The 16,733-nt window shown below is 70.1% G+C and carries 16 protein-coding genes; 4 read left to right on the top strand and 12 right to left on the bottom strand.

The window, feature by feature from the left end; all coding sequences use genetic code 11:
* Both CXP56_RS07645 and CXP56_RS07640 read right to left on the bottom strand, forming a co-directional pair.
* On the bottom strand, positions 1-787 hold a 787-nt coding region (locus tag CXP56_RS07645; RefSeq protein WP_286900580.1), incomplete at its 3' end, for a class I SAM-dependent methyltransferase.
* Complete coding sequence (locus tag CXP56_RS07640) at positions 784-1,893, bottom strand: glycosyltransferase family 4 protein (RefSeq protein ID WP_286900579.1); 1,110 nt, start codon at positions 1,891-1,893, stop codon at positions 784-786. The genes CXP56_RS07640 and CXP56_RS07645, both read right to left, overlap by 4 nt.
* 134 nt (positions 1,894-2,027) lie before the next feature.
* Here CXP56_RS07640 and CXP56_RS07635 point away from each other — a divergent pair, with 134 nt between their 5' ends.
* Positions 2,028-2,744 carry an FkbM family methyltransferase gene (locus CXP56_RS07635; protein ID WP_286900577.1) on the top strand — a complete coding sequence of 239 codons (717 nt, stop codon included), beginning with the start codon at positions 2,028-2,030 and terminating at the stop codon, positions 2,742-2,744.
* 20 nt (positions 2,745-2,764) lie between these two features.
* Positions 2,765-4,096, top strand: a complete 1,332-nt coding sequence (locus CXP56_RS07630; protein ID WP_286900575.1) for a ferredoxin reductase family protein — start codon at positions 2,765-2,767, stop codon at positions 4,094-4,096.
* 33 nt (positions 4,097-4,129) lie between these two features.
* On the opposite strand, the gene CXP56_RS07625 is transcribed toward CXP56_RS07630, so the two are convergent.
* A complete protein-coding gene (locus tag CXP56_RS07625) occupies positions 4,130-4,732 on the bottom strand; it encodes a LysR substrate-binding domain-containing protein (RefSeq protein ID WP_286900574.1) in 603 nt (200 codons plus the stop codon).
* A gap of 47 nt (positions 4,733-4,779) precedes the next feature.
* Between CXP56_RS07625 and CXP56_RS07620 the strand changes: the two genes are divergently transcribed.
* Complete coding sequence (locus CXP56_RS07620; protein WP_286900573.1) at positions 4,780-5,583, top strand: nuclear transport factor 2 family protein; 804 nt, start codon at positions 4,780-4,782, stop codon at positions 5,581-5,583.
* Positions 5,584-5,785: 202 nt separating this feature from the next.
* On the opposite strand, the gene CXP56_RS07615 is transcribed toward CXP56_RS07620, so the two are convergent.
* From CXP56_RS07615 to CXP56_RS07590, 6 genes are all read right to left on the bottom strand, one after another.
* Positions 5,786-6,559: an SDR family NAD(P)-dependent oxidoreductase gene (locus CXP56_RS07615; protein ID WP_286900572.1), complete on the bottom strand. Its 774-nt coding sequence runs from the start codon at positions 6,557-6,559 to the stop codon at positions 5,786-5,788.
* Between the two features lie 296 nt (positions 6,560-6,855).
* Entirely contained in the window at positions 6,856-7,998 is a 1,143-nt protein-coding gene (locus tag CXP56_RS07610; RefSeq protein ID WP_286900570.1) for an acyl-CoA dehydrogenase family protein, read from the bottom strand.
* A 1-nt stretch (position 7,999) separates the two neighbouring features.
* Positions 8,000-8,767, bottom strand: coding sequence for an SDR family NAD(P)-dependent oxidoreductase (locus CXP56_RS07605; RefSeq protein ID WP_286900569.1), 768 nt, complete (start codon positions 8,765-8,767; stop codon positions 8,000-8,002).
* Positions 8,764-10,014, bottom strand: coding sequence for an NAD(P)/FAD-dependent oxidoreductase (locus CXP56_RS07600; RefSeq protein WP_286900568.1), 1,251 nt, complete (start codon positions 10,012-10,014; stop codon positions 8,764-8,766). Before CXP56_RS07600 ends, CXP56_RS07605 begins: the two co-directional genes overlap by 4 nt.
* On the bottom strand, positions 10,011-10,331 hold the full coding sequence (locus CXP56_RS07595; RefSeq protein WP_286900567.1) for a 2Fe-2S iron-sulfur cluster-binding protein: 321 nt from the start codon (positions 10,329-10,331) through the stop codon (positions 10,011-10,013). The genes CXP56_RS07600 and CXP56_RS07595 overlap by 4 nt, the downstream gene beginning before the upstream one ends.
* 5 nt (positions 10,332-10,336) lie before the next feature.
* On the bottom strand, positions 10,337-11,569 hold the full coding sequence (locus CXP56_RS07590) for a cytochrome P450 (RefSeq protein ID WP_286900566.1): 1,233 nt from the start codon (positions 11,567-11,569) through the stop codon (positions 10,337-10,339).
* Between the two features lie 195 nt (positions 11,570-11,764).
* Between CXP56_RS07590 and CXP56_RS07585 the strand changes: the two genes are divergently transcribed.
* The gene (locus CXP56_RS07585) at positions 11,765-13,546 is read left to right on the top strand and encodes an acetyl/propionyl/methylcrotonyl-CoA carboxylase subunit alpha (protein WP_286900565.1); all 1,782 of its coding nucleotides are present in this window, start codon (positions 11,765-11,767) and stop codon (positions 13,544-13,546) included.
* 207 nt (positions 13,547-13,753) lie between these two features.
* Here CXP56_RS07585 and CXP56_RS07580 read toward each other — a convergent pair whose 3' ends face one another.
* Genes CXP56_RS07580 through CXP56_RS07570 form a run of 3 tightly spaced genes read right to left on the bottom strand, consistent with a single transcriptional unit; the run spans position 13,754 to position 16,733 of the window.
* On the bottom strand, positions 13,754-14,587 hold the full coding sequence (locus CXP56_RS07580) for an SDR family oxidoreductase (protein ID WP_286900564.1): 834 nt from the start codon (positions 14,585-14,587) through the stop codon (positions 13,754-13,756).
* Positions 14,584-15,186, bottom strand: a complete 603-nt coding sequence (locus CXP56_RS07575; protein WP_286900563.1) for a TetR/AcrR family transcriptional regulator — start codon at positions 15,184-15,186, stop codon at positions 14,584-14,586. Before CXP56_RS07575 ends, CXP56_RS07580 begins: the two co-directional genes overlap by 4 nt.
* Complete coding sequence (locus CXP56_RS07570; RefSeq protein WP_286900562.1) at positions 15,183-16,733, bottom strand: acyl-CoA carboxylase subunit beta; 1,551 nt, start codon at positions 16,731-16,733, stop codon at positions 15,183-15,185. The genes CXP56_RS07575 and CXP56_RS07570 overlap by 4 nt, the downstream gene beginning before the upstream one ends.

The raw sequence follows: 16,733 nt of genomic DNA, 5'->3' as shown, positions 1-16,733 counted from the left end.
GGTGCACCACGATGCGGAGCGTCCCCGCCTCCCAGGCCGTCCGCCACCGGGTCATGGCTGCCTCGATCGTGGGGACGAGGTGGTGATCGTGCTCGGCCGCGGCCGCGCACCATTCGGTCAGCCAACGCATCTGCAGGTCGGCATGGGTGGCGTCGAGTCGCCACGGGCTCGGTTCGGCCACCACGGTCCAGCCGTGTCTGCGGAAGGCGTCGGTGGTGACCGCTGGGGCCGAAGGACCCAGCAAGCGGCCGCGTCCGCGGATCGGGCGCTGTTGATGGCCGTTGAACGCCGCAGTGATGGCGGCCGTGCCGGGATCGGACGGCTCGCATTCGACGCGGCCGGTGACCGAGAGGGCGAACAACGCCGGAGTGCCTGCGGCTGCCACGGTGTCCACCAGGGTCCGGACTTCGTCAGCAGTCAGCAGGTCGAGCAGCGCCGACGCGCTCACCAGTGACGCATCGGTGAAGTCGTCCGTGGTCAACCGGGTGAGGTCGGCACATCGCGTTTCCACGGTCACCGGAGCGCCGTCGGCTGCGGTGAGAGCGGTCTGCTCGGCCAGCTCGAGCAGACGCCGGTCCTGGTCGATCAGCCACCAGACCTGGGCGCCGGAAATGCGGGGTGCGAGCCAGCGCATGTTCGCCCCGCTGCCGCTACCCAGATCGACCACGACCGACGGCCGTGTGGAGAGCCGTTCGGCAAGCAGGTCGACCAGCCCGGCGGTGCGTGCCGCCGCATCCGCGGGTTCGCGCAGGGCGAGCCAATCGGCAGTGACCCATCCGGGCGTCATGATGCCGTCCCGGAGGGCGTGAGCCGGCGAAGCACCGTGGCGAATCTGCGGGCCGCCGCCGACCACGGCTCGAGTGCGGTGCGACGCTCGTGCGCCGCACCGCGGAGACGGTCTCGCTCGGCGCGGCTGGTCAACCATGTGCGCACCGCCGCGGCGAGTGCGGGCGGATCGTCCGGAGGGACCAGGATTCCGGGCGGGCCGATGCTCGTCGTACCAACCGCCTCCAGCAGGCCACCCACCGCCGACGCCACGACCGGAATGCCGCGTGCCAACGCCTCGACGACGACCATCCCGTAGGACTCGGCGCGGGACGGCAAGACCAGCAGGTCCGATTCGGCGTAGGAGGCCTCGAGCTGATCGTCCGTCTGTGCGCCTGCCAGCACGATCCGGTCCGTCAGACCGAGGTCGGCGATCCGGCGGCGCACGGATGCGGCGAAATCGGCGTGGCGCTCGGCCCCGACACAGCGACAATGCCACGGCAGATCCGTCAGTGCGGCCAGGGCGTCGACGAGCACGTCCTGGCCCTTGACCGGCGCGACCGAAGCGACGCACAACAGCCGATCGCCCCGGGTGCTGGGCCTGGCCCCGGGAGCCGGGTCCACGCCGGGCTCGACGACCTGGACATCCAGTCCGTGACTCCGGCGAAGGCGGTCCGCCGTGGCGTTGCTCGTTGCCACCACGGCACGGGCCATCCGAAGTGTGCGCCGCTCTCGGTCGGCCAGCTCGGCCGCCACCTGGGCGGGCAGCCCGACGTCATCGCCCAACGGCATGTGCACCAGCACGACCAGCCGCAGCCGCTCGGCGTGCCCAGCCAGGACGTCCGGTGCCGAGCAGGCGATCAGGCCGTCCAGCACGACGGGCGCATCGTCGCTGATCTGGTCCAGCACTCGCGCGAGCCCGGCACGATCCTCCCGGGACGGTCGCGGCCAGCTCCCCGCCGCAGCGGTGAACGTGACTTGCAGGCCCGCCGCACGCAGGCCCTCCACCATCCGGCGGTCGTAGATGTTGCCGCCGGTCGGCTCGGCACCGGAAACCGCGCCGGGCGGTGCGACGAATGCCAGGTGTGCCGCCAAGCGCCGATCCTCCTCCACCACGGCCTGCCACACGTTCGTCGACCACCCTCGACGACACCTTCCACAGGGCCTCCGACACTGTAGCGTTCACCACAGGATCCGACGGCCGGACGACGGTAGGGGACGACATGGTGCGGCGTGTTCGCGGGATCGCTCGATCGCTCGTGATGTACCACGGGATTCCGGGGCGGAGCCGTCGCCTGCAGCGCTTCTACCGGGAATTCCTCGGTCCCGGGCGGCTCGGGTTCGACATCGGCGCCCATGTCGGCAGCCGGACCAGGGCGTGGCGGAAGCTCGGTGCCGAGGTGATCGCGGTCGAACCACAGCCGGATTGCCTTGCCGTGCTGCGCTGGCTGTTCCGGCGCGACGAAGGCGTGACGATCGTGCCGCTCGCAGTCGGCGCCCGGCCAGGCCGGGTTCAGCTGCGCGTCTCGACCGCCACACCGACGGTCTCGTCGGCGTCGCCGGAATGGACGGAGACCGTCTCGCGAGACCGCCGGTTCGCCGGTGTGGAATGGGACGCGACGATCGACGTCGAGGTCACTACGCTCGATGCGCTCATCGCCCGGCACGGCGAGCCGGCCTTCTGCAAGATCGACGTCGAAGGATTCGAGGTCGAAGTGCTCGCCGGGCTCAGCAGACCGCTCCGCGCGCTGTCGTTCGAGTACCTGCCGCAAGCGCACGACCAGGCACTGGAGGCGCTGCGGCTGGTCGACGAGCTGGGGGCGGCGGCGGGCGGATACCGCTACAACTACTCGCCGGTGGAGACGATGCGCCTGGTCAGCGAACACTGGCTGGACGCAGAGCAGCTGCTGCGGGTGCTCGACCGCGTGCGGCCCGGTGGGCGGTCCGGTGACATCTACGCTCGGTTGACCGGCGAGTGATGCGGGGTGGGGTGGGGACTGTGGCGACGAAAGAAGAAGTGGCGGAGGAAGCGGTGCCGCCCAGCCAGCGGGCGCGGCATGTGGTGTTGGCAGGCGTGCTCGGTGCCGCCGCCGTCGTGGAGTTCCTTTTCGTCACCGCCGGGTCAGGCAAGAACGCGATCCTCACGGTGGCGAAGTTCTTCGGGCTGCATGCCGCCCTGCTGCTGATCGTCCAGCTGACGCTCGCTGCCCGGCTGCCGTGGCTGGATCATCGGATCGGCATGGACCGGCTGACCGTGTGGCACCGGTGGACCGGGTTCGCCCTGTTCTGGGTGATCGTGACGCATGCGCTGCTGATCCTGATGGGCTATGCCGCGCTGTACGACATGTCGATCGGCGCCACCTTCCTGTCGCTGGCCGGTGTGCCTGCTTCGTTGTTCGGGATGATCGCCGCCGCGCTGATCGTGAGCGTCGGAGCCCTGTCGCTGCGTCGTGTGCGAAGGCGGCTCCGCTACGAGGTGTGGCACGGGCTGCATCTGCTCACGTATGTGGCGTTCTCCTTCGCCTTCGTGCACCAGCTGCTCGAGACCACGACATTCGCTTCGTCGGCGTGGGCGATGGCGTTCTGGTGGGCCATGTGGATCTTCGCCGTCGGCTCGCTCGTCGTCGGACGTGTGGTACGGCCGTTGCGGCGCAACGCCTTTCATCGGTTCCGCGTTGCCGAGGTCGTTCCGGAGCAGGGCAATGCCGTCTCGGTGTACGTCACCGGGCGTCATCTGGACCGGCTTCCTGCCCGTGCCGGGCAATTCGCCATATGGCGGTTCCCCGGGCGCCGGCACTGGTGGCTGGCGAATCCGTTCTCGCTGTCCGCAGCGCCCAACGGTCACTATCTCCGGCTGACCGCCAAATCGGTCGGCGACGGCAGCGCCGCGCTGCGCCGGCTGGAACCCGGTGACCGGGCCTTTCTCGAAGGCCCGTACGGCGCGTTCACGTCGTTGCACCGGATACGCGACAAGTCGCTGCTGATCGCCGGGGGCATCGGCATCACGCCGATCCGGTCGCTGTTGGAGGAGGAGATGGGCGACGCCGTCGTCCTCTACCGCGTCCGGACCGAGCAGGACGCGCCGCTCCTCGGCGAAGTGCGGGACCTCGTGCAGCGGAAGGGGGGACGGCTGGAACTGCTGACCGGGCGCACCACCGACGGAAACCGGCCGTTCACGCCTGAACGCTTGCGCGAACTTGTCCCTGACGTCACCCAGCGGGACGTGTACGTGTGTGGACCGACGGCCATGACGAAGACCGTGATCCGAACGCTGCGCTCGCTGGACGTGCCTGCCGCGCAGATCCATGCGGAGCGCTTCGGGCTTGCATGATTCCTGCGTGTGGTCGCTGGGCGGCAGGCGCGATCAACTGGCGGCCGCGGTGGGCGGTGCCTCGGCGTAGAGCGCGGTAGCGATCCGTACCAGGGGTTCGATCTGAGCCGAGCCGCTCGGTGGCCAGGCGAGCAGCGTCGTCATGGGCGGAGCGTCGACGACCGGTACGGCGACGTGCTCCGGCCACTGCCATGCGCGGCTGGACGCCGGGATGACCAGGAGCGTCTTGCCGAGCGCGACGAGCTGCGCCACCTGCGACTGAGTGCGCACCTCCGGACCGGGCCCGTCGGGGTAGGTCCCGTCGAGCCGCGGCCAGCGGGCCAGCGGCAGGTCGGGAACGTTGCTGACCTCGGCCATGGTGAGCTGGCTTCGCGCGGCGAGCCGATGCCGCTTGGGCAGGATCGCGACCTGCCCCTCGGTGTACAGGTCGGCGGTGGCGAAACCCGCGAGGTTGTCGACCGGCCGATGCATGATCGCGATGTCCGCCCGGCCCGAGCGCAGCAGGCCGGCCTGCTCGCCCAGCTCGCACAGCAGCACTTCCACCGGCGGGGCGCTGGGATCGCCGGCGAAGGCGTCGAGCAGCCGCTGCACCAGCTCGTGCGCCGCGCGGCGCCGGCGTGAAGTAGCGTCCACCATGCGGTCGGCTACTTGTCGCACTTACCTACCAACCGTATGGTATAGACATGGAGACAGTCGACGGCCTGCACCCGTTGGCGGCATTGCTCCGCCGGTACTCGTTCGCCTACACCGCAGCCCACGACTTCTCGGTGTGCCGCGAGATCATGGTCGACGACTACGTACTGCGGATGGGCGAACACGAGATCCGCGGCCGCGAGGAGAACTACATCCCGGCTACCCGCAAGCAGTTCCGCCAGTACCCCGGACTCGGATTCACCGTTCACGACTTCCTGTTCACCGACGAGCGCGCTGCCCTCGTGTTCACCGAGCACGGGCGGTCGACCCTCTACGGCGGCGTCGCGGCGTGGCTGGGGGTGAGCCTGTACCGCTGGAACGGCGAACGGCTCACCGAATGCCGCGTCGAGCAGGACTACTACGCGCGCCGGGAGCAACAACGCAGCGGGCAGGTGCACCCGGTCCGGCTGCCGGCGGCCGACCCGTGGACGGAGCCTCTGGCCCAGCCCGACTCCGAGACCGAAAGCCGGGTGCGTCAATGGCTCATCGCCGGCGGTCTCGGTCAGGCGCCGGACGGTTCACTGGACGACGAGCATTGCGCGGCCACCTGCCGACCGCACATCGCCGACGCCGAGGTGACCGTCCTCGACCTGTTCTCCGCCGACCACCGGGCGGCGTTCCACGTGTTGACTCGCGGGACGTACGCAGGCGGCCTGCCCGGCCTGGACGAGCACTGTGGCAGACCGTTCACGCTGTACAGCGCAGGGATCGCCACAGTCGAGGAGACGGGGGCGATCTCGGTCATCGCCGTCACCGACCGCCTCGCTGCCGAGCGCCGGCTCACCAAGAGCTGACGCGGGATCCCGCCACCCCGGACGATTCCGGCGCCCGCAGCTGCCGCGATCGGCTCCCTCGGGCTTTCGTAGCCGCCCGCCGACCGGAGGATGGCCGCTACGGCACTCTCTCGCCCGGAACCGGTCGGCTCTCGTCACGTCCACGTCGAACCGGCAGGAATTGCCCACTTGGCCCGAGCCGTCCCTCGGTCGACCGCAACGCTCACGACGGGTCGGGCACCAGAGGCGCGTTGAACCCGCCGCCGTCGACGACGAGTCGGTGCCCCGTCACGTACGACGCCGCGGAGCTCAGCAGGTACGCCACTGCGTCGGCCACGTCCTCCGGTCGACACACGCGGCCGAACGGCGATGCCCGGTCGAGCGCTTCCAGGTCGCGTTCGCCGACGGTGGCTTTGGCCAGACGGCCGCCCATCTCGGTGGCGACGAGGCCGGGCGCCACCACATTCACCCGCACATGGTGCTCACGTTCCTCGCGGGCCATTACCACCGCGATGGCCTCCAATGCCGCTTTCGACGCAGCGTAGGGAGCGGTTCCCGCCGGCAGCAGGTTCGCCACGACACTCGACACGAACACCACGCTGCCCTTGGTCCGGCGCAACGACGGCAGGAGCGCCCGCACCAGCTCCACGTTGGCCAGCGCGTGGAGCTGGAACAGCCGCAGGTACTCCACGTCCGGTGTGTCGGTCGTCGACAGGCCACGGGACGCCGCGCCCGCGTTACCCACCACGGCGGTCACCGGACCGTGTGCGGCCGTGATCTCCTCGGCAACCCGCCTGGCCTCCCCGGCCTGCGCCAGATCGGCCTGGTACGCGAACGCCTCCCCGCCGTCGGCTTCCAGGGCCGACACCAGCTCGGCCGCGGCGTCCTTGTCGCGCCGATAGGTGAACGCAACCCGGTACGCGGCGGCGAGCCGGCGGACGATTCCCCGACCCAGCCCGCGGGACCCGCCGGTGACCACGGCCAACGGTTTGCTCATGACGTCTCCTTTGTCAGTTTCGCTCGTCCTCGCAGCACGACGTTCCCTTTGCCGGTGACGGCTTCCACCGCGAACACCTCTTCGGCCCACCGGCGGTTCGTGTCGCCCGCCCTGCGCCGCCCGCCGTCCGCCCGTTCGGTTCGGCATACCCGCGTGCGGGCGGAGGCAGGTACCAGGCCTTGCCGGCGCACCAGCACGATGACCTCCCCTTCCTCCCCGGCGCGGCCCCGGAAGTGACGGCACGGTGCGACCGGCCAGCGGGCGCTAGCGGCGCCGGGAGCGTGGTCCGCCCCCGGTCAGCGCGCGGTACTCGCCAGCAGAGCCCGGCCGACGATCTCGCGCATGATCTCGTTCGCCCCGCCGTAGATCCGCTGCACGCGCGCGTCTCGCCAGCGGCGGGCGATCGGGTACTCCTCCATGAATCCGTAGCCGCCGAACAGCTGCAGGGCGCGGTCGAGCACCCTGCTCTCCAGTTCGGTGGCCGCCAGCTTGGCGCCTGCCGCGTCCTCGCCGCTCAGCTCGCCGTCGACCAACGCGGCCACGCACGCGTCGACATGGCTGCGCACCACCTGGATGTCGATGTGGGCCTGGGCGAGGTCGTGCAGTATCGCCTGGTGCCTGGCCAGCGGCTTGCCGAACGTGGTGCGGGTGGTGGCGTGCTCCAGCGCGAGCTGCAGCGCCTTGTGGGCACTGGCCACCGCGTGGACCGCGATCGACAGCCGCTCGCGCGCCAAGTTGTGCTTGACCAGCTCGAGACCCGCGCCGGGCTCGCCGAGCACGTTCTCCACCGGCACGACGCAGCCGTCGAGGAACACTTCGGCGGTGTCCTGGCCCTTGCGGCCGATCTTGCGCAGCGGCGTGCCGTGCCGCAGTCCCGGTGTGCCTGCCTCGACCGCCACCAGCGTCATCCCACGCTCCCCGGTGCGGGCGAGGACCAGCACGAGATCGGCGATCGAGCCGTTGGTGATGAACGTCTTGGCCCCGTCGAGCACGACCGACGAGCCCTCGATACGGGCAGTGGTGCGGATCGACGCCAGGTCCGAGCCGGCGTGCGGCTCGGTCATCGCGATCGCGGTGATCGTCTCCCCGGAGGTGAAGCCGGGCAGCCACCGCGCCTTCTGCTCGTCGGTGGTCCAGTCCAGCAGGTACGGCGCGACGATGTCGTTGTGCAGCGCGAAGCCGTCGGTGGCGATGCCGCTGTCGGCCACCTCCTCCTGCAGCACCGCGTTGTACCGGAAGTCGCGGATGCCCAGCCCGCCGTATTGTTCGGGCGCCTCGAACCCCAGGAAGCCGAGCTTGCCCGCGGCGCGCCAGAACTCCCGCGGCGCGGTGCCGGCCTTCTCCCATTCCTCCCAGTGCGGGACCGCCTCGGCGTCCAGGAACTGGCGGAACGCGGCCCGGAACTGTTCGTGCTCGTCGGTGTAGAGGGTCCGGCGCATGTCACGGCCCCAATCGGGTCGCCGCGTCCAGCCGGACGCACTCGCCGTTGAGCAGCGTCACTTCCATGAAGCAGCGCACGAGCGCGGCGAAGTCTTCGGGCGTGCCCAGCCGTTTGGGGAACACGTGCAGGTCGATCAGCTGGGACCGGCGTTTCTCGTCGATACCGGCGAGCATCGGGGTGTCCATGATCCCCGGCGCGATCGTCATCACCCGGATTCCCCACACCGCCAGGTCCCTGGCCAGTTGCAGCGTCAGCGCGACCAGGGCGCCTTTGGAGGCCGTGTAGGCCGCTTGCCCGGGCTGGCCCTCCAAGCCCGCTGCCGACGAGACGTTCACGATGAGACCGCGCTCGCCGTCCTGCCCCGGCTCGTTGCGGGTCATCGCCTTGGCGGCGTGCCGGAGCACGTCGAACGCGCCGATCAGGTTGACGTCGATCGTCTTCTCGAACACCTCGAGCGGGTGCACCCGGCCCTTGCGGTCCACCACCCGATGGGCGGGCGAGATACCCGCGGCGTTGACGCACAGGTCGATGCGACCCGCTTGCTCGACGGCCTGTTCGATGGCCCGCTCGATCTGCGTGCTGTCGGTTACGTCGGTGGGAATGAACAGCGCGTTCGGCCCCAGTGACGCGGCGAGCTCGGCACCTCCGCTGGACTCCAGGTCGAGGATGACGGCTTTGCCGCCGCCTTCCACCAGCATCCGGGCCACGCCTCCGCCGAGGCCGCCGCCCCCACCGGTGATCACACCGACTGATCCGGCAACTTTCATCCCACGCTCCTTGCTCGCTGCATGTTCGTCTGGTCACTGGCGCGGGCACTGGCGCGGGCACTGGCGGCCCGCGCCTTGAGGTCGAACGACGCATCGGCCGCCTCGTCGGCGGTGAGCTCCCCGCCGCAGGCCAGCAGCGACCGGACCGCCATGTGATCGGCTGCGGCGTTGACCGACTCCGCGCCCAGCAGCCGGCCGTTACGGAAGGAGAAGACGCTGAACCTGCCGCTGTCGATGTCGCCGCGCACCACTTCCTGATCGGCGCCGGCGATCAGTCCCGCGATGCGCAGGCGAGTGCCCACTTGCTCGGTCCAGAACCACGGCACGGCGGTGTACTTCTCCGGGGTGCCCATCAGCGTGCTGGCCACGCATCGGGCCTGGTCGGTCGCGTTCTGCACCGACTCCAGACGGATACGCTCGCCGCCACGCGGGAATACCGCGACGTCGCCCACCGCGTACACGCGCGGCGACCGCGCCCGCAAGTACTCGTCGACCGCGACGCCGGAGGCGCTGTAGGGGCCGGGCGCGGGCATGGACCCGATCGCGAGCAGTACGACGTCGGCGCGGATCTCCTCACCGGAGTCCAGCCGGGCGCCCCGCGTGCGGCCGCCGTCGACGATCAGCTCGGACACGGTCACCCCGCAGCGGAGGTCGACGCCCCGCTGCCGATGAGTCGCGGTCAGCCATGCCGACACGGTGGCCGAGGCCGACCGCGGCAGCACCCGGTCGGCGGCTTCGAGCACCGTGGTCGGCATGCCACGCCCGGCGGTGTAGGAGGCGACTTCGAGGCCGATGAACCCGGCGCCGATGATCAGCACTGAGTCCGCGTCAGCCAGTGACTCGCGCAGCGTCACGGCGTGCTCCCGGCGCTGCAGCACCAGGGGCGCCCCGGAACCGGGCCACAGACGCGGTGCGGAGCCGGTCGCCAGCACCAGGTCTCGGTAGGCCACCGTTTCCCCGGTGGACAGTTCGGCGACGCCGCGGCGCTCGTCGATGCCGATCAGCCGTTGGCCGAGCCGCAGGTCGATGTCGTGTTGGGCGTAGTAGCTGGCGGGCCGGAACGGCAGGTCCTCGTCACCCGCCGTGCCTGCCAAGTACGCCTTCGACAGCGGCGGACGCTGATACGGCAGCTCGCTGGTCGCCTCGACCAGCATGATCGGTCCGTCGTAGCCGCGGGTACGCAGGGTGTCCACCAGGGTGAACCCGGCCTGCCCGCCGCCAATCACGACGATCGGCAGTGCGCTCACAGTTGCCGCTCCGGTATCTCGACCACGACGTCCGGGGTGTTCTCGCCGACCACGAGCTGGCACGACAGTCGCGAGCGCTCGTCGACCGGCGCCGCGGCCAGCTCGAGCATGTCGCGTTCGTCGTCGCTCATCTCCGGCAGGCCTTCGCCGCCGTCGACGACGTGGACGTGGCACGTGGCGCACATGAGCTGGCCACCGCACTCGGCCACGATGCCGGGCAGCCCTGCCGCCACGGCGGCACGCATCAGACTGGTTCCCGGTTCGACATCGAGCACGTGGACGTTGCCGTCCGGCTGTCGGTAGGTCACCTTGGCCATCGCGTTCACCTCGCTGGCGCTGGTTCCCGCCGGCTGTCGTAGTCCACCTGCAGTCCCTCGACCACCCGGGTGGCGACGCTGGACTTCCACGTCACGTCCCCGGCCAGACGCAGTCCGGGCAGTCGCTCGAGGATGCGAGGCAGTGCGATGCGGACCTCCAGCCGGGCCAGTTGCGCACCGAGGCAGGTGTGCGGACCGCGGCCGAACCCGAGGTGTACCGGCTGGGTCGGTCTGCGGATGTCGAACGTCTCGGGGTCGTCGAACACCCGCTCGTCGCGATTGGCCGACTGCAACACCAGGTAGACGCGGTCACCGGAGCGGATTCGCTGTCCGTGGAGCTCGACGTCCTCGGTCACCCAGCGGACCAGGATCTTGATCGGCCCCTCGTAGCGGAGCACCTCCTCGACCGCGTTCGGCACCAGGCTCGGGTCGGCCCGCAGCTCCTCGAGCTGGTCGGGGTGCTGGGTGAGGCAGACCAGCGAGTTGCACAGCAGGTTCGTGGTGGTCTCGTGTCCGGCGAACAAGATCAGCGTGCACAGCGACAGCAGCTCGTCGTCGTCGAGCCGTTCCTGCTGACCCAACAGGAACGAGATCATGTCGTCGCCCGGCGACTTGCGCAGCGTGGCGATCAACTCGCGCAGATACTCCTGCAGTTCGGTGACGCCGCGCAGCGCCCGCTCGTGACGTTCCTCGCGCGCCTCGCCGCCTGCACCGAACGCCACCAGGGCGAGCTCGTCCGACCAGCGCTGGAAGCGGTCGCGGTCCTCTTGCGGCGCACCGAGCATGCGGGCGATCACCGTCGCAGGCAGAGGGTAGGCGACCCCGGCCATGAAGTCGGTGTTGCCGCTGCGCACGAACTCGTCCAGCAGCCCGTCGACCAGCTCGGCGATCCAGTTCTTCATCGCGGCGATCCGCTGGCCGCGGAATGCCGCGTTGGCCAGCGTCCGCAGGCGGGTGTGCGCGGGCGGGTCGGTGACCACCATCCAGTCCCGCATGATCGACAGGATCGGCTCCAGTTTCGCCCGCCGGGCAGGCGCCAGCTTCTCCAGCAGGGGAGCGATCCGGTTGGACGAGAACAGTTGCGGCTCGGTCAGCCCGGTACGGACGTCCTCGTACCGGGTGATCAGCCAGGCTGTCTGCGATCCGTCCCAGCAGACGGGTTGTTCCCGCCGCAGCTGCGCCCAGTAAGGGTGCGGCTGTTCGGTCATCTCCGGGCCCAGCAGATCCAGCCCCTTCATCGTGCTTCGTGCACTTTCTGTTCTCGATGTCGTACCCATCGGCAACCGTACCATCCAAACGATTGTTAGACTAGCGCGCTGGCTGTACGAGGACCGGTTCGCGAGGTAGCGCGACGATCTCGTCGTTTTACTGAACGGTAAGTCGAATGCTAGTCTCAGGCAAGACGCCGGCAAAGCGACAAATGAGGAACTGCCGTGTTCGATGCCGTTCTGGTAGCCAACCGCGGCGAGATCGCCGTGCGGGTCATCCGCGCATGCCGTGAACTCGGCGTGCGAACGGTCGCCGTGCACTCGGAAATCGACCGCGACGCACTCCACGTGCGGCTTGCCGACGATGCCGCCTCGCTGCCGGGAGCGACGAGCGCCGACGGCTATCTCGACGGTGCGGCCATCCTGGACGTCGCGCGGAAGTTCGCCGTGGACGCGATCCATCCCGGGTACGGCTTTCTCGCCGAGAACGCCGAGTTCGCGCAGGCGGTGACGGACGCGGGCTTCGTGTTCGTCGGCCCTCCGGCGGACGTGATCGCCACCATGGGCGACAAGGTGTCGGCGCGCCAGGCCGCGCGCAACGCCGGTGTCCCGGTGGTGCCGGGCACCGACCAGCCGTTGACCGACGTGGCCGAGGCGGAGGAGTTCGGCCGCCGGTACGGCTATCCGATCGCGGTGAAGGCCGCCTTCGGCGGGGGTGGCCGTGGCCTGAAGGTGGTGCGCGATGCCGCTCAGCTCCGGGATGCGGTGGAGGCAGCGCAGCGCGAGGCCAAGGCGGCGTTCGGCCGCGCCGAGTGCTACCTGGAGCGCTACCTGGAGCGACCTCGGCACGTCGAGGTCCAGGTGCTCGCCGACGGGTACGGCACGGTGGTTCACCTCGGCGACCGGGACTGCTCGCTACAACGCAGGCATCAGAAGCTCGTCGAGGAGGCCCCGGCTCCTGACCTGCCGCTCGACGTGCGGGAAGCGCTGCGGCGTGCGGCGGTTGATCTGGCCAAGCACGTCGGCTACGTGAACGCGGGCACGTGCGAGTTCCTCGTCAGCGACGACGGCAAGAGCTTCTACTTCCTCGAGATGAACACGCGCCTGCAGGTCGAGCACCCGGTGACGGAACTGGTCACCGGTGTCGACCTGGTGCAGGATCAGTTGCGCATCGCGGCCGGAGAACCGCTCGGCTTCTCGCAGTCCGAGGTGCGACTGACCGGCCACGCCATCGAGGTCCGCATCAATGCCGAGGATCCCGCGCGCGGGTTCGTGCCCACCCCAGGGACGATCGAGGAGCTGGTGATCCCGCAGGGCCCGTGGGTGCGGTTCGACACCGGCGTGACCAGCGGCGCCACGGTTCCGCCGTGCTACGACTCGATGATCGGCAAACTCGTCGTGTGGCACCGCGACCGCGAGTCTGCGCGGAGGCGGTTGCGTTCCGCCCTCGACGAGCTGACCGTCCGCGGCATCCCGACGACGGCCGCGTTCCACAAGTTCGCGATCGACCACCCGGATTTCGCTGCGATGCGGCACCGGACAGTCACCGTGGAGTCGGAGTGGGACCTGTCCGCGCTCGCCGCGCCACAGGAGGATCCGGCGGAGGGGGAGAGCTTGCAGATCATGACGGGAACGGCCACCGAGGCGCAAACGGTCCGCGATGTCCAGCTGACTATCGGGGGCAGGCCACTGTACGTGACCGTCTACGGTCGCACGTACACCGACGACCGGACGGCCGCCGTGCCCCCGCGTCGCCGTGGCGGAGCGGCCCGCGACAGCGACGTCATCCATGACGGCCCGGAACTGCTGGCGCCGATGCAGGGAACATTGGTCAAGTTCTTGGTGGCGGACGGCACCGAGGTGCAGGCCGGCGACGAAGTGTGCATCGTCGAGGCGATGAAGATGGAGAACGTGCTACGCGCGCACCGCGCGGGCACGGTGCGCATCGAGCGGGAACCCGGTGACGTGGTCGAGCAGGGCGCCGCAGTCGCACGCATCGAGCAGTAGCCGTCCGTCACCTCCCGCGCCGTGGCCACGCCTGGTGCTGGCGGCCTTGTCGCCGACGGTCGGCGACGAGTGTCGGACACTGGCCCCCGGCCGCGCGTCTCGGATGCCGGCATCCCCGTGCTTTCCGGTCAGTGACGCCGATTCCGGGCACGTCGTGAACGCAAGTCGTCGTAGCGGGGGCGGGCTTGCTGGTGGGGCGACCCGCGGTCACGCCCGCCTGCGTTCCGGGAACACGGTGCCGAACGGGTGCGGCGACAGCCGCCACCCGCCGTCGACGACCAGTGTCGCCCCGGTGATGTAGGACGCGGCTTGGCTGAGCAGAAAGGCTGCGGCCCAGCGCAGCTCGTCGGGGCGGCCGAACCGGCCGAGCGGGATGGCCGCCCGCGCCGCGGCCGCCACGCCCGGGTGGCTCCACATGCCCTCCGTGGCCCCTTCGGTGGCGAAGGCACCCGGAGCCAGCGCATTGACCCGCAGGCCGCGCGGTCCCCACTCGACCGCGACCGACCGCACGAGGGCTTCCAGGCCCGCTTTCGCCGCGCTGGAGTGCGCGGCCCCGGGCACTTCGCGCGCCGCCAGTGCGCTCGACACCAGCAACGCGACGCCCCGCATCTGCCGCTCGAGCAGAGGGCGCGCCCAGCGGCGCAGCACGATGAACGGCCCGTTGAGGCTGGCGTCCACCACCGTCGCGAAGCCGCGCGGGGAGATGTTCTCCGCGGCCGCCAGGAACGCGCCGCTGGCGGCGTTGACCAGCATCGGCGCCGGGTCGCCCGCCGCCTCGATCTCGGCGAAGACCTCGTCCATCCGGTCCGCGTGGCGGATGTCGCCCGGATGCACGTGCGCGTTGCCGCCGATGGCCGCCGCGGTCTCCGCCAGCGGCTCACGACGGCGGCCGACCAGGTGCACCTCCACTCCAGCTCGGCCGAGCAGCACCGCGATGTCCCGCCCGATTCCGCTGCCGGCACCGGTGATCACGGCACGGGATGCTGCCGGTGCGAACGGCCCGGCGAGATAGTGCGCGGGGTGCTCGGTGGCGGTGCTCACGCGCGCACCCCGCTCATGAGCAGGTCGGCGACCTCCCGGGCGACCTGGTCCTTGGGCAGCCGCCCGTTGGGGTCGAACCACTGGTACGTCCAGATCGAGGCGCCCAGCAGCGTCGCGGTGACCACCGACGGGTCGATGTCCCGCAGTTCGCCGGCGCGGACGCCCTCCACGTACAGGTCGCGGACCACCGCGGTGTACTCGCGTTCCCGTTCACGGACGTCGTGTTCCCGTTCCGGGGTGAGCAGGCCGCGCGAGTTGTAGAACACCGTATTGGCCTCGAGATTCTCCAGGATCACCTTGGTGTTCTCGGTCAGCAGCGCGTGCAGCCGGTCGGCGGCCGACCCGGGCCGGTTGGCGATCTCCCGGATCCGTTCCAGCGCGTCGGCCACGATGCGGTCGACGATCTCGAACAGGATGTCGTCCTTGCTGTTGAAGTAGTAGTAGATTGCCGGCTTGCTGAATCCCACACGTTCGGCGATGTCGTCCAGCGACGTCTCGTGGTAGCCCTTCTCGTGGAACAGCTCGGTGGCGATCCGGATGATCTCCTCTTTGCGCCGCGAGCCCGCCGCGGCCCGCGGTCCGTTCGCCGTCCTGGTCATGAGCTCACCCGATCCCGGTCGCCCCAGCCGTATTCGATACCTGTGAGCACGACGTGGCGCGTGTCCGCGGGATCGATGATGTCGTCGACGTACACATGTGCAGCAGCTTCCCACGGTGCCGACTCGTCGATCCATTCCGCGGTGAGTTCCGCCTCCAGCTTGCGTCGCGCGGCGATGCCTCCTTCGGCCTCGGCCTTCTCCAGCTTGCGCCGGTTGACCGTCTTGACCCCGGTGTCCGGGGCCATGAACCCCAGTTCGGCGGTGGGCCAGCACACCAGCAGGTCGGGCTTCGTGGGGCGGCCGCCCATGGCGAAGTGCCCGCCGCCGTAGGCCTTGCGCACGACCACCACGACCTTCGGGACCGTGGCCCGCGCAAGCCGCGCCACCAGCCGCTCGTAGCGCAGCACGATCCCCTGCCGTTCGGCCTGCACCCCGATCATCAGCCCGGGCACGTCCTGCAGGAACAGCAGCGGCAGGTTGAACGTGTCGCACATGTCGACAAAGTCGTGCACCTTCTCCAGCGCCTTGGCGTCGAGGGCGCCCGCGCCGTACCGCGGCTGGTTGGCGACCACCCCGACCGGTTGGCCGCCGATCCGGGTGAACGCGGTGATCGCCGCCTTCCCGGCTTCCGGCCGCCACGGCAGGATCGTGTCCGCGTCCACGACGGCCTCGATGACCTCGAACATGTCGTAGGCCTGCTTCGGATTGGACGGGACGACGTCGCGCAGCGACTCGGGGGAACGAGCCGGTGCCACCGACGGCGCCAGCGGAGCCGGACGGGCCGCGTTGCTCGGCAGGTACGACAGGTAGGCGGACAGCGCGTCGAACGCCTCCTTCTCGGTCGGCACCACCAGATGCGCCGTACCCACCTCCTGCGCGTGCTCCGGCCCGCCGAGGTCCTGGTCGGTCACTTGCTCGCCGATCGCCGAAGCCACCACCGACGGCCCGGACAGCGCGATGGACGACTGTTCGGTCATCACCACGATCCGCGCGGTCCCCGCGTGCAACGCCGAGTCGCCGTAACCGGGCCCGAGCACCGCGGCCAGCCGCGGGATCTCCGGATATCCCTCCGGCACCTGCAGGAACGTGCTGAAGTCGAACGGCAAGCCGGAGAATCGCCAGCCCATGACGTCGGGGATGCGGCCACCGTCGGCATCCACCAGCAGGACGAGCGGCAGCCCTTTGCGGGCGGCGAACTCTGCGATCCGGCCCTGCTTCTTCATGCTGATCGGCGCGGTGGTGCCGGCCAGCACGGTCGCATCGATCGCGATCACGCACACCTTGCGCCCGTCGATGCGCCCGAATCCCGTGATGGCGCCGTCGGCGGGAATCGGGCGCTCGTGCCGCAGCTCGGGTTCGGCGAGCAGGCCGATCTCGTAGAACGACCCCTCGTCCAGCAGCAGGTTCAGCCGTTCCCGCGCGGTCAGCCGGCCCGAGGCGTGGTGCCGGGCGATCTTGTCCGGCCCGCCCATGCCCAGCGCGATCTCCTTGCGCCGGTACAGCTCCTCCAGCCGTTCCTTCGTGCTGACGGGATTCGGGTTCACCAT

The organism is Thermocrispum sp., from assembly GCF_002919275.1.
Lineage (GTDB): Bacteria > Actinomycetota > Actinomycetes > Mycobacteriales > Pseudonocardiaceae > Thermocrispum > Thermocrispum agreste.
Note: the sequence above shows the minus strand (reverse complement) of the source record. Positions and strands in the feature narration are given on the sequence as shown.

Coding starts and splice junctions, on each gene's coding strand:
- CXP56_RS07635 (WP_286900577.1), top strand. CDS start 2,028: ATGTACCACGGGATTCCGGGGCGGAGCCGTCGCCTGCAGCGCTTCTAC.
- CXP56_RS07625 (WP_286900574.1), bottom strand. CDS start 4,732: ATGGTGGACGCTACTTCACGCCGGCGCCGCGCGGCGCACGAGCTGGTG.
- CXP56_RS07620 (WP_286900573.1), top strand. CDS start 4,780: ATGGAGACAGTCGACGGCCTGCACCCGTTGGCGGCATTGCTCCGCCGG.
- CXP56_RS07615 (WP_286900572.1), bottom strand. CDS start 6,559: ATGAGCAAACCGTTGGCCGTGGTCACCGGCGGGTCCCGCGGGCTGGGT.
- CXP56_RS07610 (WP_286900570.1), bottom strand. CDS start 7,998: ATGCGCCGGACCCTCTACACCGACGAGCACGAACAGTTCCGGGCCGCG.
- CXP56_RS07605 (WP_286900569.1), bottom strand. CDS start 8,767: ATGAAAGTTGCCGGATCAGTCGGTGTGATCACCGGTGGGGGCGGCGGC.
- CXP56_RS07595 (WP_286900567.1), bottom strand. CDS start 10,331: ATGGCCAAGGTGACCTACCGACAGCCGGACGGCAACGTCCACGTGCTC.
- CXP56_RS07590 (WP_286900566.1), bottom strand. CDS start 11,569: ATGAAGGGGCTGGATCTGCTGGGCCCGGAGATGACCGAACAGCCGCAC.
- CXP56_RS07575 (WP_286900563.1), bottom strand. CDS start 15,186: ATGACCAGGACGGCGAACGGACCGCGGGCCGCGGCGGGCTCGCGGCGC.
- CXP56_RS07570 (WP_286900562.1), bottom strand. CDS start 16,733: ATGGTGAACCCGAATCCCGTCAGCACGAAGGAACGGCTGGAGGAGCTG.